This is a genomic window from Corynebacterium striatum ATCC 6940 (assembly GCF_000159135.1).
Classification (GTDB): Bacteria; Actinomycetota; Actinomycetes; order Mycobacteriales; family Mycobacteriaceae; genus Corynebacterium; species Corynebacterium striatum.
The window spans coordinates 19,332-34,981 of record NZ_GG667520.1; the positions used below are offsets into that span (position 1 = coordinate 19,332).

The 15,650-nt window shown below is 60.4% G+C and carries 15 protein-coding genes; 5 read left to right on the forward strand and 10 right to left on the reverse strand.

All coding sequences use genetic code 11. The features are described 5' to 3' along the window. Positions 1 to 18: 18 nt before the first annotated feature. The 4 genes from HMPREF0308_RS02460 to HMPREF0308_RS02475 form a co-directional block, all read right to left on the reverse strand. Positions 19 to 1,323: a type II restriction enzyme gene (locus tag HMPREF0308_RS02460; protein ID WP_005528329.1), complete on the reverse strand. Its 1,305-nt coding sequence runs from the start codon at positions 1,321 to 1,323 to the stop codon at positions 19 to 21. Further along, entirely contained in the window at positions 1,316 to 2,143 is an 828-nt protein-coding gene (locus HMPREF0308_RS02465; RefSeq protein WP_034656750.1) for a DNA adenine methylase, read from the reverse strand. The genes HMPREF0308_RS02460 and HMPREF0308_RS02465 overlap by 8 nt, the downstream gene beginning before the upstream one ends. A 107-nt stretch (positions 2,144 to 2,250) precedes the next feature. Beyond that, complete coding sequence (gene rpsT / locus HMPREF0308_RS02470) at positions 2,251 to 2,514, reverse strand: 30S ribosomal protein S20 (RefSeq protein WP_005528335.1); 264 nt, start codon at positions 2,512 to 2,514, stop codon at positions 2,251 to 2,253. Between the two features lie 191 nt (positions 2,515 to 2,705). Continuing rightward, on the reverse strand, positions 2,706 to 3,245 hold the full coding sequence (locus tag HMPREF0308_RS02475) for a type II toxin-antitoxin system PemK/MazF family toxin (RefSeq protein WP_005528336.1): 540 nt from the start codon (positions 3,243 to 3,245) through the stop codon (positions 2,706 to 2,708). An 18-nt stretch (positions 3,246 to 3,263) separates the two neighbouring features. Here HMPREF0308_RS02475 and lepA point away from each other — a divergent pair, with 18 nt between their 5' ends. Both lepA and HMPREF0308_RS12925 read left to right on the forward strand, forming a co-directional pair. After that, a complete protein-coding gene (lepA, locus tag HMPREF0308_RS02480; protein WP_005528339.1) occupies positions 3,264 to 5,114 on the forward strand; it encodes a translation elongation factor 4 in 1,851 nt (616 codons plus the stop codon). A gap of 337 nt (positions 5,115 to 5,451) precedes the next feature. Next, entirely contained in the window at positions 5,452 to 6,531 is a 1,080-nt protein-coding gene (locus HMPREF0308_RS12925; RefSeq protein ID WP_169305105.1) for an HNH endonuclease signature motif containing protein, read from the forward strand. Here the strand turns inward: HMPREF0308_RS12925 and HMPREF0308_RS02490 are convergent. Further along, the gene (locus HMPREF0308_RS02490) at positions 6,512 to 6,721 is read right to left on the reverse strand and encodes a hypothetical protein (RefSeq protein WP_005528343.1); all 210 of its coding nucleotides are present in this window, start codon (positions 6,719 to 6,721) and stop codon (positions 6,512 to 6,514) included. The genes HMPREF0308_RS12925 and HMPREF0308_RS02490 overlap by 20 nt on opposite strands. A 164-nt stretch (positions 6,722 to 6,885) precedes the next feature. Between HMPREF0308_RS02490 and HMPREF0308_RS02495 the strand changes: the two genes are divergently transcribed. Further along, entirely contained in the window at positions 6,886 to 8,232 is a 1,347-nt protein-coding gene (locus HMPREF0308_RS02495; RefSeq protein WP_005528344.1) for a M20 metallopeptidase family protein, read from the forward strand. 116 nt (positions 8,233 to 8,348) lie between these two features. Then, a complete protein-coding gene (locus HMPREF0308_RS13600; RefSeq protein WP_046646221.1) occupies positions 8,349 to 8,540 on the forward strand; it encodes a response regulator transcription factor in 192 nt (63 codons plus the stop codon). Here the strand turns inward: HMPREF0308_RS13600 and HMPREF0308_RS02505 are convergent. Further along, positions 8,537 to 10,336, reverse strand: a complete 1,800-nt coding sequence (locus tag HMPREF0308_RS02505) for a BCCT family transporter (protein WP_080548606.1) — start codon at positions 10,334 to 10,336, stop codon at positions 8,537 to 8,539. The two genes, HMPREF0308_RS13600 and HMPREF0308_RS02505, sit on opposite strands and share 4 nt — an antisense overlap. 234 nt (positions 10,337 to 10,570) lie before the next feature. Between HMPREF0308_RS02505 and HMPREF0308_RS14315 the strand changes: the two genes are divergently transcribed. After that, positions 10,571 to 10,705, forward strand: a complete 135-nt coding sequence (locus HMPREF0308_RS14315) for a hypothetical protein (RefSeq protein ID WP_005528348.1) — start codon at positions 10,571 to 10,573, stop codon at positions 10,703 to 10,705. On the opposite strand, the gene HMPREF0308_RS02510 is transcribed toward HMPREF0308_RS14315, so the two are convergent. The 4 genes from HMPREF0308_RS02510 to HMPREF0308_RS02525 are packed head-to-tail and all read right to left on the reverse strand — an operon-like array spanning position 10,679 to position 15,513. Then, positions 10,679 to 12,361 carry an FUSC family protein gene (locus HMPREF0308_RS02510; RefSeq protein ID WP_005528349.1) on the reverse strand — a complete coding sequence of 561 codons (1,683 nt, stop codon included), beginning with the start codon at positions 12,359 to 12,361 and terminating at the stop codon, positions 10,679 to 10,681. The two genes, HMPREF0308_RS14315 and HMPREF0308_RS02510, sit on opposite strands and share 27 nt — an antisense overlap. Before the next feature lie 13 nt (positions 12,362 to 12,374). Then, on the reverse strand, positions 12,375 to 13,787 hold the full coding sequence (locus HMPREF0308_RS02515; RefSeq protein WP_005528350.1) for an ATP-binding cassette domain-containing protein: 1,413 nt from the start codon (positions 13,785 to 13,787) through the stop codon (positions 12,375 to 12,377). Then, positions 13,784 to 14,587 (reverse strand): ABC transporter permease, encoded by an 804-nt coding sequence (locus HMPREF0308_RS02520; RefSeq protein ID WP_005528351.1) that lies wholly within the window; start codon positions 14,585 to 14,587, stop codon positions 13,784 to 13,786. Before HMPREF0308_RS02520 ends, HMPREF0308_RS02515 begins: the two co-directional genes overlap by 4 nt. Beyond that, entirely contained in the window at positions 14,584 to 15,513 is a 930-nt protein-coding gene (locus HMPREF0308_RS02525; protein WP_005528352.1) for an ABC transporter permease, read from the reverse strand. The genes HMPREF0308_RS02520 and HMPREF0308_RS02525 overlap by 4 nt, the downstream gene beginning before the upstream one ends. Positions 15,514 to 15,650 lie beyond the last annotated feature (137 nt).

The window sequence follows — 15,650 nt, forward strand, 5'->3', positions numbered from 1 at the left end:
TAGATGAGACAGCGAAGGCTATACCAGCATCAATTGTTCTGGTGCGATGAGCTCCCAAATCCATTGCGACCACGCCGCGACTGTCGACGCCCTCCTCGGTAGCGTCGACCCCGTAAGCCCCAGGTCTGCTTCCTCCATGAGCGCCTGAGCTTCGGCCTTGGTGAGTGCGCGCTGCTGCTCCACGACTTCCCGAATGACGGCGTTGAACACCTGCCGCCGCGCGAGGGCATCCACCAGCACCAGATTGCGCTCGTCGCGCGAACCCGTCAGCGGGGTGCCTTCAACCACTCCGTCGTTTACCTCCATCAGGCCCAGGTAACGCCCGGCGTTCACGTAATAGTCCGCTTGGCGTGGCGTGAAGCCGAAGCGTTGCGGAATCTCTGCTTTGGCCACGGGCAGCATCTCCAGCAAGCTGACCACGCGCGCGAAAGAATCGGCTTGCGGGAACGGGATGCGCGGCTCGGGCTCGGGTTGCGTGCGGTGCGCAACGGCGCGCAGCGCAGAGCTTGTGACCTCCGAACCGCCAAGCACGTAGCGGGCGGAATCCTCCAGCTTTATACTGCGGAAGTCTGCCGGATTAGGAAAAGAATAACGGTACAAATGGAATACTCCGTTGGAATAGACCACGTACAGCGGCACCACTTCCTTGGCGAGTGCCTGGGAGAAGCGCCGGTACGGAAAATACAGCTGGCGGATGTTGAAGTCGGGCGAGATGTGGTTCTTGGCCTCAACCAAGATGAGCCGCTCCGCGGATTCGAAGCCGCCGTCGATCTCCATCTGCGCGCGGTCGACGTCCAGCTCCAAGTTCAGGTCAGCCAGGCGAATAGGCAGCTGCAGTGTGGACATGCGGCCCGTCACGGTGGGGTAGAGCTGCCCACCACCCACGAAGTCCGTGAGGATTCCGGACAGTGCCGCCGCATTGAGCATCACCGCCTCCGAGGTCAGGTTCTTAAAATCCAGCGACTCAATGCCGCTCGGAATGGGCAGCGACTTTAGCGGTGCGGCGTGCTCGGGAAACTTCTCATAGACATCGAAGCGGCCAATCAGGTACGCATCTCGGCGCACCGGCATGATGGATAAGCCGTGTTCCCGGAAGAACCAGGGCCGCGCTGCGGAGAAGTCGTGCTTGGCCATAAGCCGCGGCTCACGGCTGGACAGCGCCTTGATGCGCGCTGCTTCTACCACCACGAATCCGGTGCGCTCAAGCTGCTCGCGAACGGTGGGATCGCGGAAAACCTTGAGCCAGCCGACGTCGTTTAGCCCCAGCGTCTGCCCACCCGGAACGTCGAACTCCGCGCACAAGCTAGCCAGCTGCTCATCCATAGTTGCGCACCAGAACCTCGTCTACCTTGCCGCGCTTGCTCGCCACCGAATTGATGGAGCGGGTGGCCCCGACGATGTTTATCTCGTACTCGGAGTAGATCTCCTGAATGAAGTCCGTGGCCGAGTTCGAAAGCAGGAACTTCACGCCGGCGGCGTCGAGCTTATCGCAGACCCCCTTGAGACGCAGCTGATCCTCGCGGCCGAAGCCCCCGGACTGATACCCCGTGAAGTTGCTGGTGGGATTGACCGGATCATAGGGCGGATCGAAGTAGACAAAGTCGCCTTCCTTGGCGTCTTTCAAGATGGCCGCGTAGTCACCGGTATTGAAGGAAACATTGTTGCTGTTCAAGTACTCGGAGACCGCACGTAGCGTTTCCTCATCACAAATGGCGGGGTTGGCGTAGCGGCCGAATGGCGAGTTGAACTGGCCAGCGTTGTTGACGCGGTACAGGCCGTTGTAGCAGGTCTTGTTGAGATAGACCGTTCGTGCGGCGCGCTCCGTGCGCGTCATGTGTGCAAAGGAGGCGTCACGGTCTTTGCTGCGCATCTCGTAGAAGAAGTCTTCCTCGTTGGGATAGGTCTGCAGCAGCTCGATGAGACCTGCGACATCGTCTCGGACCATCTCGTAGACGTTGATGAGCTCCGTGTTGAGATCGTTGACCGTGGCCTTGTGCGGGGTCAGCGAAAACAGCACTGCGCCACCGCCGAGGAAAGGCTCGAAATATCCGTCGAATCCTTCAGTCGGGAGGGCAGCGTGGATCTCGGGCAGTAGCTGGCGTTTTCCACCGACCCACTTGAGCAAAGGCTTCACATTTTTCATAACGTTTGCCATAGTAGCGGGCGGCTCGGACATGGCCGTCTATGTGTTCGAATAGATCGAAAAAAGGGACCCCACAAGGAGGTCCCTTCAATCAAAAGCGGTGTGTATTACGCCATCTTGTTGAAAGCGTTAGCCATACCGGACTTCTTGTTGGCAGCCGTGTTGCGGTGGAAGACACCCTTGGACACGGACTTGTCCAGAGCGCGGGAAGCGACGCGGAGCTGCTTCTCAGCTGCTTCCTTGTCACCAGCGGTGACAAGCTCGCGGAACTTGCGGATCTCGGTACGAACTGCGGAACGAACAGCCTTATTGCGCTGACGTGCCTTCTCGTTGGTGATGATGCGCTTCTTCTTGGACTTGATGTTTGCCATCTTTAATACCTCTTGGAAATCGAATGATTACATTGGGAAACCAACCCGCCGGACGTGTCCCGCATGGCGCTCGGCGTTGATGTTCGATGGGCGGACCCAAGGTCCTGACCGCCCCGACCAACGCGCCCGGAAAGTAAGTAACCTCCAAAACCTAGCAGGAGCAGGAAGAAAACCCAAATCAGACCCTGGACTTAGGACCAGTGGTAACGCGAGCGAAGGCGGTTGGCAATGCGCTCAAAACGGCGCTCCGGGAAGAGCGTGCCCTGGCGGCGGCATTCTTCCTCAGAAATCTCGAGGATTCTGTCGAGACGAACCCAACACTGGCGGCCTGATTCGTCCCATTCACCAGTGCCGATGTCGAGCCATTCCTCTTCGTGAGCATGGTTTGGGTTGGTGGAGATGAGCAGCCCCAGCACGGTGGTGCGGGTGCGGGAGACGATGAGGAGTGCGCGTTCGCGCGGCGGGGATTGCTTGCCGTCGGAGGGCGCCCAGACCCAGACGACCTCGCCAGAATCTGCTTGGCCGTCCATGTCGGGGGAGAAGCACACAGAGCGCGGATGGGAGTTGGTGCATTCGACGCGGATGCGGGCGGCTTTGCGGGGTTCGCGGTATTCGGCGGCGTTATTCATACCGAGACGCTCGGAGATGCGGGCTAGTCCGACGTCGACAGGCTCGCGTTCACCAATTCCGAGTGCCACCCGCAAGCGGGTGAGTGGGTTGCCGCTAGTCATGTCGTCTATTCTAAACCCATGTCTAAAAACTTTGCGGCCACTACGTTTACGAATCCAACCCAGATTCGAAACTTCTGCATTATCGCCCACATCGACCACGGCAAGTCGACGCTGGCTGACCGCATCCTGCAGTTTTCGCAGGTCGTTGACGCGCGTGACATGCGCGATCAGTACCTCGACAACATGGATATCGAGCGCGAGCGCGGCATTACCATTAAGGCACAGAACGTGCGTCTGCCGTGGATTCCGCGCACCGGAAAGCACGCGGGCGAAGAGATCGTCATGCAGATGATTGATACCCCGGGCCACGTGGACTTTACCTACGAGGTCTCCCGCGCGCTGGAGGCATGTGAGGGCGCAATTTTGCTTGTCGACGCCGCCCAAGGCATCGAGGCCCAAACCCTCGCCAACCTGTACCTGGCGATGGAAAATGACCTGGAGATCATCCCGGTCCTCAACAAGATTGACTTGCCGGCTGCGGACCCTGAGAAGTACGCGCTGGAGATTGCCCACATCATCGGCTGCGAGCCAGAAGAGGTTCTGCGCGTGTCCGGCAAGACTGGCGAAGGCGTGGAGGACCTGCTGGACAAGGTAGCTGAGCTGGTGCCGCCGCCTTCCACGGAGGCGCCTGATGACGCCCCTGCCCGCGCCATGATCTTCGACTCCGTCTACGACACCTACCGTGGCGTTGTCACCTACATCCGCATGATGGACGGCAAGCTCACCCCACGCCAGAAGGTCACCATGATGTCTACTGGCGCGAACCACGAGCTGCTCGAGGTGGGCATCGTGTCCCCGACGATGCAGAAGTGCGCCGGCCTGGGCCCGGGCGAGGTGGGCTACCTCATCACGGGCGTTAAGAACGTGCGCGAGACTAAGGTGGGCGACACCATTACCTGGGCGTCGAATGGCGCAACCGAGCCGCTTAAGGGCTATGCGGACCCGAAGCCAATGGTCTACTCCGGCTTGTTCCCGATTTCCCAAGCGGACTTCCCCGACTTGCGCGATGCGCTGGAGAAGCTGCAGCTTAACGACGCCTCCCTGACCTTTGAGCCAGAGACCTCCGTTGCTCTGGGCTTCGGCTTCCGCTGCGGCTTCTTGGGCCTGCTCCACATGGAAATTACGCGCGACCGCTTGGAACGCGAGTTTGGCTTGGACCTGATTTCCACCGCGCCTTCTGTTACCTACCGCGTGGTTGCAGAAGACGGAACCGAGTCCCTCGTCCACAACCCTTCCGACTGGCCGGGCGGTAAGCTGCGCGAGGTCTACGAGCCAATCGTGAAGATGACCATCATCGTTCCTGAGCAGTTCGTGGGCTCCACCATGGAGCTGTGTCAGTCCAAGCGCGGCCAGATGGGCGGCATGGACTACCTTTCTGAGGACCGCGTGGAGCTGCGCTACACGATGCCGTTGGGTGAAATCATCTTCGACTTCTTTGACATGCTGAAGTCCCGCACTAAGGGCTATGCTTCGCTGAACTATGAAGAGGCTGGGGAACAGCTATCTGATCTGGTCAAGGTGGATATTCTGCTCAACGGTGATCCGGTCGACGCCTTCTCTGCCATCGTTCACCGCGATTCGGCGCAGTGGTACGGCAACAAGATGACGAAGAAGCTTAAAGAGCTCATTCCGCGCCAGCAGTTCGAGGTCCCGGTCCAGGCAGCCATTGGCTCCAAGATCATTGCGCGTGAGAATATCCGCGCTATGCGCAAGGACGTCCTGGCGAAGTGCTACGGCGGCGATATCTCTCGTAAGCGTAAGCTGCTGGAAAAGCAGAAGGCTGGTAAGAAGCGCATGAAGTCCATCGGTTCGGTATCTGTTCCGCAGGAAGCATTCGTCGCAGCATTGTCGACCGATGGCGAGGGCTAAGGCCTAAGCCCAACAAAAAGACCCCAGGCTTGCCCCTGGGGTCTTTGCCATGGGTGGGGGAACTGGGCGTCGTCAAGCATGCTCTTTTTGGCTGAAACTTCCGGCGGGGGTAGGCGGGGGTAGTAGCTTTGTCGAACTGGCAAAAGTACCAATAGCGCCGTTTCTATTTTCGAAAATTCTTGCGGGCGTCCGGGGCGTTTTGTAGTTTGGGTGGCAAGCGGCTCGGAGGGGGAGTTGCGCAGCGAAAGCTGTTCTCAAAACTACGTTTAAGGAAAACTCGATGGACGGACCCTACTTCGCTCCACTAAATCCAAAGTGTGAGGTTGGGCGGTCATTTGTGGAAAGTAATCGCCTGACTTGGCGTGCCTTTAATGCAATTTTGCCGCAGCCTGACGAAGATGCTGAACTAGCGTTCGCAGATGTCTCGCGCAAGCTTGGCCTGACCTCCTACAAAGCGGAACATCTGTTCTACGGCTTCAAAAAGATCTCGTATCTGCCCAAACTACGTCACCTCAACAAACTGGACTGGTTCTTGGACTATGACCGGATCTTGGCCATCGGCAAGGCGCTGCAAGGCGTCGAGGAACGCATCTATCCGTTCGTGGATGATGCTCTCGAAGAGCTCTTCACCCCGCGTCGTCCGAATCAGCGCCTGCCCGAGGCCTCCCGTATTCGGAAGGTAATTTCTGAGGTTCTCGCCCTGCACTATTGCGTTGAAGGCGAAGATGAAGAAGATCGCGACCGCTACCACATGGAGCGGTATGCCGGTCGTGGTGAAATCACCGCCAACCTGGATGCAGTTACCGCAGAAACCATTGACCGTCTAGTCCGTAAGCGCGCGGAGAAAGAGGGCATCTCCTTTGCCCGTGCGTTGGCGGCCACCATCCTTGATCCGATCGAGCAAAAGATCGTTATCAACGTTTTCCAGCAGGCTGATACCTCACTAGCCTTCGCTCCCGGATATGGGTATATCGACCCACCAGAGGGCGCCTCGACTCGAGAAATCGCGCCAGGTGAAACCGAGGGATACCGCCCTACTGAAGCAATTCGAGCGTTTGTTGAGGCGCGCGATGGAACGTGCCGAGGTCCAGGTTGTGACATGCCGGCTCACCTTACGCAGCTCGACCACCGAATTCCCTACGCGGATGGCGGAAAAACCTCGAGCGATAATTTGGTTTGCCTTTGCCAACGCTGCCACAACATCAAGACGGATGGTAGGGCGTTCTATGTCATGGACCCCGACACCGGAGTAGTTCTATGGTGCTGGGCAGACGGCACCTGGGAGAGCACCGTTCCGAAGGGGTTTCTCGTTCCCAACAATGCGAACTGGCGCCAGAGCGTGGCTGAACGAATGGGCGCCTGGGAAGCGAGAGGAGGGTTGCTTTCCTTCGATGACGCTACTGCAACGCCGGCTTAATTCCGTCCCATGTACGCTGCAGTTGCTGACCGAACATGGTCCACCCGTGGATTACTTTGTCCAGGTAGTCCGTGGTGTGCTCGATGCCTGCCTCCAAAAGGGAACCCGCAATCTGGTTAGTGATTGGATAGGTAGAGTAATCTGCCACCTCTTGGTCGGTGACCTCGCCGGTCGCAGCCGAAAGGTACAAACGCGTTCCTCGCAGTCCCTTCGGATGGGATGTGACGTCGTGCCGCGGCCTGGCTCCTCAGTGGGAGTCCGCCTGTTCGGACCTCCAGATGTCAGTTTGTGGTGCAGTTCATTGCAACTGGGTTCCATGTAGTGTCGATGGTCAAACCCGGGAAGGATTGATTCATGGAACCCATCAAGAAGAAGGCACCTCGCCAAGGCCAGCAGCTTCCACCGCTGCCAGTTACCGCTGCCAAGATTGGTGAGCGTCTTGCCAGTGAGGTGTTCTTAGAAGAAGGTCAAAAGCTCCTACCGCAGCTGCAGGAATTCCGGCGGGATATGCACCAGCACCCGGAAATTGGGCTCGAGCTTCCGCGGACGCAAAAGAAGGTCCTCGAGGCGCTCAAAGGCCTGCCGTTGGAGATCCAGGTCGGCCAGGATTTAAGCTCCGTGGTCGCGGTCCTTCGCGGCGGCAAGCGCGGCCCACGGCCGGTTTCGGTGCTGCTGCGCGCAGACATGGACGCGTTGCCGGTCCGTGAGCAGACGGGTGATCCTTTTGCTTCCACCAACGGCTTGATGCACGCGTGCGGCCACGACCTTCACACCGCGGGGCTCATCGGTGCAGTGAAGTTGCTGTGCGCGCAGAAGGAGCACTTGCTTGGCGACGTCACCTTCATGTTCCAGCCCGGCGAAGAAGGCCCCGGTGGTGCGCTCCCGATGATCGAAGAGGGCGTCCTCGATGCAGCGGGGCGTCGTCCGATTGCTGCTTATGGCCTGCATGTCGGTCCGCAGGATCGTGGCACTTTCCACCATATCTCCGGGCCCATGATGGCGTCATCGTCGAATCTGAAGATCACTGTCTATGGCAAGGGCGGCCATGGGTCGCGGCCGCACGATGCCATCGATCCCGTCGCAGCGCTGGGGGAGATTCAGATGGCCTTGCAGGTTGCACTGACTCGCCGCTTCGACGCTAACGAGCCGATCGTCATCACGGTGACTAATCTGCGCGCTGGCGACGGCGCCATTAATGTCATTCCTGATCACGCCATGCTCGGCGCCACAGTGCGCGTGCTGCGCGACGAAAAGATTGAGCAAGTGCGCCAGATGGTTGTGGAAGTGGCCAGTTCTGTCGCGGCGTCGCATAGATGCACCGCAAAGGTGGATTTCGAGGTTTTGTATTCCGCAACCAAGACCAACCCGCGCGAGAATCAATTCGCCGCGGCGCTGTGGGGTGGCATGTTCGGGGCGGAAAATGTCATTCCGATGGAAACGCCCATGATGGCCTCGGAGGACTTCGGAGACGTACTGGCGCAGGTACCTGGCACCTTCATGTGGTTTGGCACTGTCAATCCGGATACCCCGGAGCACCTGCGCGAGTGGAATCATTCGCCGCTGGTGAGGTTCGATGATTCGGTGCTCGGTGACCAAGCCGCAGCACTCGCCGCCGTCGCCTTTGAGCGCTTGGCTGCAGAAGACGCGCATCCTTCGCCGGCAACAAGAGTGATGCGCTCTGCGGTAGAGGGCCTTGAGTAGTACAAGATTGTCGAGATAACAATGCAGGTCAATGCGCTGAGCAGGGTTTGGCCCCACCCCACATTCTCAGCGTTAACGTCCATAGAGTCCAAGGCGCCAGCAGCAAAGAAGACAAAGTGATTGCTTGCGGCTTTTCTTATTTTGCTGCGCTATCTCAGCTGGTGGCGAAGGGGCTGGACAATAATGAAATCGCGGAGCAGCTTTATGTCTCTGTGGCCACGGTAAAGACGCACATTAAGCACATCTTGGAAAAGATTGGCGGCACGAACCGCGTTCACGTCGCGATTGCGGTGCTGGAGCAGCGCTAGCTTTCCTTGTCTTCGCCGGTGTAGCCGTCAGCCCAGGTGTCGGTCTCGAAGTCGTAGTCAACGTTCTCGCCGTCCTCGTCCGTGCGCTGATACCACTCGGTGTAGCGCTGCGCGGAGGAGTCGAAGTCGGAGCCCGCACCGCGGCCCTCCTCAGCATGCTCAATGGAAAGCTCGAAGTCGTCGCCGTGCTCCTCGATGCCGCGGACAACCGCGTTCTCCACAGCGGCACGGGCGTACTTGCGGCGAATGAACATCGGATCAGAACGCAGGTCCTTGATGAAGGCGACCATCATCACCAGCAGCACCACGCAGAAAGGAAGCGCGGAAAGAATAGTTAGGTTCTGCAGGCCGGAAAGCACGTCCTCGCCGCCGGTAAGCAGCATGACGATGGCGATGCCCATCATGCACAGACCCCAGAAGACCACCACTAGTTTGTTGGGCACAGGATCTCCCTTGGAGGACATCGTGCCCATAATGACGGAGGCAGAATCCGCGGAGGTGATGAAGAAGATGGCCAGCACGGCGAGCAGGATGAACGGGGTTACCTGGCTCAGTGGCAGGTTGTCGAACATGGTGAATAGCACCTGCTCGCCGGAGGCGGTTCCGTCGAAGCCTGGAACCTTTTCGCGGCTGAATTGAATCGAGGTTCCGCCGAAGACGGTAAAGGCCATGATGAGGATAAGCGTTGGCGCGAAGACGGTCACGGCGGTGAACTCACGGAGAGTACGTCCACGGGAGATGCGGGCGACGAACATGCCCACGAACGGCGTCCATGCAATCCACCATGCCCAATAGAAGGCGGTCCAGTAGGACTGAAACTCGATGGTTTCATCGCCCCAGGACAGGCCTTTGGCCATCATCGGCAGCAGCTGGTCGATGTAGGTGACGATGCCCGAGGGGATGAGGTTGAGCAGCAGCAAGGTTGGGCCGGCGAGGAAGACGAAGACCACGAGGCCCAGCGTGAGCGAGATATTGATGTTGGACAGGTAGCGCACGCCGCGGGAGACGCCGGAGACTGCGGAGATGATAAAACCACAGCCAAGTATCGCGATGATGACGATGAGCGCACTGTTGGTCAGCGGTCCAGCGCCGCGGATGATGGAGACGCCTTCACCCATCTGGATGGCGGAAAGGCCCAGCGTGGCAGCGGTGCCAAAGAGGGTAGCGATGAGCGCGAGGACGTCGATTAGCTTGCCCAGTGGCCCATCAGTATCGCGGGAGCTGAACAGCGGCTTGAAGATGGAAGATATCAACGGGACGCGGCCGCGGCGGTAAGAGGAATAGGCAATTGCACCGCCTACCAATGCATAAGCGGCCCACGGGGAAAGACCCCAGTGGTAGTGTGCCTGGGCCATGGACTGGTGCAGAGCCTCAACCGTGTTGCCGTCAACGGTGTGTGGCGGCGGGGTGAGGTAGTGTGAAAGCGGCTCCGACGGGCCGTAGAAGAAGATACCCACACCGATGCCGGCGCCGAACATCATGGCCACCCAACTGAACCAGCCGAACTCGGGCTCTTCGTTATCGGTGCCTAGCTTGATGCGGCCGAGGCGAGACAGGCCGACGTAGGCCATGGTGACGATGGCCATCATCATGGTGATGTTGAGCAGCCAGCCGGTGTTAGTGATTGCCCACGAGAATGCGCTTGACGACGCCGCGGAGACCGACTCCGGGGATGAGATACCCCAGATGATGAAGCTGACGACGGCGATTGCCGTCACGGAGAACAAGGCCTTATCAAGCCCGAAGGTGTTGCGCTGGTTCTCGACGCCGATGCCGGGGACGAGACCGGGGTGCATGTCGTGGGGATAGAGGCCCACGGTGCGGGTTTCTGTGTTCGTATCTGTATTCGTAGATGCAGGGGTACTCGGCGAATCGTTGATGGGAGAAGGCAAACTTTCCTAACTTGGCGGCACCTCAATGGGCCTGCCTTTTAGACATTGGCCCTCCATTGTTCAGGAGAAAAGGTGCAAGTGCCAACTTATCCGCTAGTATCAGGGAATCAGAGTTTCTAATGGATTGGATTGCCACGAATGCAACTGCCAAATTTTGATGATTCTTCGTACAACGTTGCAGACGCCGAGTTGCTATCGGCTTTTGAGGTCTTCGAGCGCATCGAAGAGCATGTGCTCGATAAATCTCTACTTTTCGAAGTCTATTCGCGCTAGGGATACCAGCGCGTTGATGTCACCCGGAACCTCGTCCGGGTGAATTGAGCAATAATCCAAGATGAAATAGCCCGCATGCTGCAGGGCAAGGTGGCGCTGCCAGAACTCACCCACGTGTTGCGGGTGGTTGACTGCAATGGACTGGATGGAGCGGCGCTCAGAAAGCAGCTCGTACTGCAGGTCGCGGCGAGCAGCCAGGGACTCGTCGGGGGTCGAGAAAAGTAGTGCGCCCAGCAGGCTGGTGATTGCTTCCTGGCAGCGGACCTGCAGACGGTAGTGGTTGGTCAGCTGGGCACGCGGCTTCCAGAGCCAGAGCACCAGCAAGGAAAAGACCACCGACAGAGCGATCTCACAGATGCGGGAGAAAGCCGTGAACGCCAAGTGATCGGCCGTATGACCCATGAGCAGCGCCAGCGGCGTGGAGAAGATGACGCAGATGGCATAGTTCTTGACCACGAAGATCTCCGCGCAGAATTGGCAGGCAGCGAGCGCGAGCAGCAGCGTCCAGCTTTCTAAACCGAAGGACGCAATGAGGTAGAACACGCACACACCGAGCAGCGAGCCCACCATTCGCTGCAATCCGCGGATGGTGCCGGGCACGTGGTCCGGGCCCCACTGCAGAAGAAGCAGCACGGAAACTGCGCCCCAGTCCGGGCGGTCGAGGCCCAGTGCAAGGCCCACGAGCGTGGTGGCGATGGCCGCAAGCAGAATCTTCTCTACCGTCACCACCGCATGCGAGTTGCCCACCGACGCGCGGTAGATGCGGTAGCGCATCGTCGGCTTGGTGTGCGGGATGGCGGTGCGGTTTGGGTCGACGTAGGTCGGGGAGTCAGAAAGCTCATCCGAGTTGGCAGAGAGATCCAGTGACTGGTTGTGCTGCACGATGCGGTTCTGCGCGGCAAGGGCACGCTCCACGAGGTGGCCTTGTGATGCTTGGATGACGCGGCCGCCGCGGACGATACCGGCGTCGGAAAGCGCTTGCCACGTATTCGCCAGCGCAGTCTGTGCCTGATGGTGGCGTGCCAAGACGTCGGTTGTGGAGTTCTCAAAGGCGGCAGTGGCCTTCTCTAGGGTCGCGACAGTGCGGGTCTCCGGACCGTGCGGGGAGTGGAAGCGAGGCAGCATGCCCAGGCAGTACGCAGCGATGACACCCGCAATGGACCAGGCAGCGACCTCAAAGGGGGTGATGTCGGTGCGCGCGAGCATGGTGGAGCCGCCGCCGACCATCACCACGAAGAAGGAACCCGGCGGCGGCAGGCGTAGCGCATTCTGCAGGAAGGCGCCGAGCGCGCCAATGGAAATAGCAAAGGCCGCAGACAGCAAAAGCCACCAGTGTCCGTGGCCCGGGGCGAAGACGAGCTCACCCACCAGCGAACCAACGGTAGCGGCCAAGGTAAGGAGCACACCCGCAGTGAGAATCACCCAACGGCGGGTGCGATAGGGGTGCCCCTCGCCGTAAATGACGGACATCGCGCCCGCGGTGACCAACAGCACGGCGTCGGGGTGGCCGGTGAGGATGGCGAGCGCGCCGGGAATGGCGATGGCGAGAGCAGCACGCATCGCGCCCGGCCAGCGAGTCACCGAAGAGTTGTAGGCGGTGAAAAGCTGTAGCGGGCGCGGGCGTTGCGGTAGGGGATGCTCAATCAATTCGCTCATATCGTGGCATACGTTACCCCTGCGCAGCCTCTAGAAGCGACTTGGTATACGGGTGCTGTGGGGCGGACCATACTCCGCGTTCAACCAGCTCACCATGGTAGATGACAGTCAGGCTGGAACACACTTGCTTGACCACACCCAGATCATGCGAGATGAACACCAGCGTCAGGCCGTAGCTTTCAACGAGCCTCTCAAGCAGCTCGAGGACCTGGGTGCGCACGGAGACGTCGAGGGCGGAGACCGCTTCGTCGGCGAGGAGGATATCCGGGTTGCCGATGACCGCGCGGGCAATCGAGATGCGCTGGCGCTGGCCACCGGAGAACTCGTGGGGGAAGCGGTCCAAGGCATCCTCGTCGATGCCGACCTCCGCCAAGACTTTCGCAATCTCGGCACGTGTGACCGGTGTGGGCGAGCCCTCAGCCACAATCTTCCAGATCGGCATGCGCGGATTGAGGGAACCTTGCGGGTCCTGGAATACCATCTGCACGCGGCCTTCCACCTGCACGGACCCGGAGGTCGGCTGCTCGAGGCCGGTGATGAGCTTGAGCAACGTCGTCTTACCCGAGCCGGAGCTGCCGACGACGCCGATGCGCTCGCCCTTGCGTACTTCGAGGGAGACGTCGGAAAGCGCAATAGTGGAGCCGTAAGCCTTGGTGACGTGGTCGAGGGAAATGACAACCTCGCCGAGCTTCGGCTCAGTGGCGGCCGGCTTGGACTGGGAGGCCGCGATGAGGTGCTTGGTGTACGGGTGCTGGGGGTTGTCCAGCGCCGCGCCGGATTCGACGATCTGGCCGTCCTGCATGACCAACGTCTCAGGGCACATGCGGCGGATGACGCGTAGGTCATGGCTGATGAACAGCAGCGCGGTGTTGTGGCGCTGGGTCAGTTCCATAATGAGGTCCAGGATGCCGTTTTGCGTGGTGGCATCGAGGGCCGTGGTGGGCTCGTCGCAGATGAGCAGCTTGGGGTTGCGGGCCATGGCCATGGCAATCATTACGCGCTGGCGCTGGCCGCCAGACAGCTCGTGCGGGAAGCGCGAGGCAAGGGCCGGATCGAGGCCCACCTCGTTGAGCGCCTCAGCAGACGCGCCGGCGTAGCGCAGCTGCTTGCTTACGCGCATGAGCGGGTCGAGCGCGCTCATCGGCTCCTGGAAGATCATCGCCATGTCGGCGCCGCGCAGCTTGCGCACCTGGCGGTCGCGCAGGCCCACGAGCTCGCGTCCGCCAAGCTCGATGGAACCCTCAGCGTGGAGGTTCTTTGGCAGTAAGCCCATGATGGCCAGCGCGGTCAGGGACTTGCCGGAGCCGGACTCACCGATGATGCCCAGGCGTTGGCCGGGTTCAATGCTAAAGCTGAGCGGGCCAACGATGGTCTCCTTGCCGGTGCGGATGCACAGGTCTTGTACGGAAAGCATGGGGTGGTTCATCGCTGGCCTCCTTTCAGGCGGGGATCGAGGATGTCGCGCAGGGCGTCGCCAAGCAGGTTAAAGCCCAGCACCGTGGCGGCGATGGCCAGGCCCGGCCAGAAGGCCTGCATGGGGTGGCTGGCCAGCAGGGACTGGGAATCTTGCAGCATGCGGCCCCAAGACGCGGTGGGCGGGGTGGTGCCGAGGCCCAGGTAGGAAAGGCCGGCCTCGGCGAGGATCGCGAGTGCGAAGTAGACGGAGGACTGCACGATGATAAGTGGGGCGATGTTAGGCAGGATATGGCGCACCGCGATGGTGGGCGCTGGAACCTTGGACACGCGCGCCGAGGCGATGAAGTCCTGCGTGACTACCTGCAGGGTGCCCGAGCGTGCCACCCGGGCAAAGGAAGGGATTCCCGCGATGCCGATGGCGATCATGGCCGTAATCGTCGACGGACCCCATACCGCGCCAGCGATGATGGCTAGCAGCAAGGCTGGGAAAGCCAGCAGCAGATCGGAGCCGCGCATGATGAGGGAGTCGAGGATGCTATTGCGGCGCATGCCCGCCACCACACCGAGCGGAACGCCGACGAGCGCGGCAATACCGACGGCGATGACGCTCACGAAGAGCGTGATGCGTGCGCCGACCATCAGGCGCGAGGCAATGTCGCGACCAAAGCGATCGGTGCCGAGGAGATGCTCAGCGGAGCTGCCCGCCAGCAAATCGGGCGAGGCGATGTTCGGTGCATAAGGCGTCCAGAAAAGGGAGACCGCCGCGAGGAGGACGGTGATACCGACGAGAACGAAACCCAACTTCTTCATCGCTTCTCCTTCAAACGCGGATCGATTACGCGGTAGGCCAAGTCGGTGGCCAAGTTGATGGCCAACGTGAAAAAGACCAACAGCATAACCAGGGTCTGCACGGTGGTGAGATCGCGGTTGGACACGGCGTCGAGAAGCATGCTGCCCAGGCCCGGAATGACGAAGACGGACTCGATGACCACCGCACCCACAATCAGCGTGGTCAGCTGCAGGCCCGTGACCGTGAGCACCGGCAGGGCCGCATTTCGCAGGCCGTGGCGGCGCAGCGCCTCCGCATGGGATAGACCCAGCGCGCGGGCGGTGCGGATGTAATCCTGGTCCATCACATCCACGATGGAGGAGCGCACGTAGCGGGTGAGCATCGCGCCCTGCACCAAGGCCAAGGAGATCACCGGCATGATGAGCCGGGCGATAAAGCCGCCGAAGTCCTGGTCCGGTGGAATCCAGCCGTTGGCGGGCAGCCAGCCCAGACGCACGGCGAAGAAGGCCACCATGATGATGCCCACGAGGAAGCTCGGGACGGCGATGCCGATCTGAGTCAGTGCCGAGACGAACGTGTTGCCCGTGCGCGCCAGCCACATGCCAATAGGCACAGCGCCGGCGAGCGCTAGCACGATGGCCAAGCCCACCAGGATGAGGGAGACCTGGGCGCGGTCCAGCACCAGCGGAGTGATGTCCTGCTGCGAGGACAGCGAGGTGCCGAAGTTGCCGCTGAACAGCCCACCCACCCACTCGAAGTACTGGGTGATAAGCGGGCGATCAAGGCCGAGGGTCTGGGTGAGCTCGGCGACGGCGTCTTCAGTGGCGTTCACGCCCAGCGCCACGCGCGCCGGGTTGCCGGGCACTGCGCGCATGAGCAGGAAGATAGCAACGGAGGCCGCAAACAAGGTCAGGACGAACTTGGCCAGCGCCTTGAGGTAGGTCATGCCTGCTCCTTTAAGTTGCGCAGCTCGATGGCGTCGGTGATTTGATTGGGGTCAAGGCCCTCAATCCCGTCGCGATAGAGCACGATGTTGGGCATGTTCATCAAGGTCAGTGCACCGGCATCAGCCATGATCTGGTC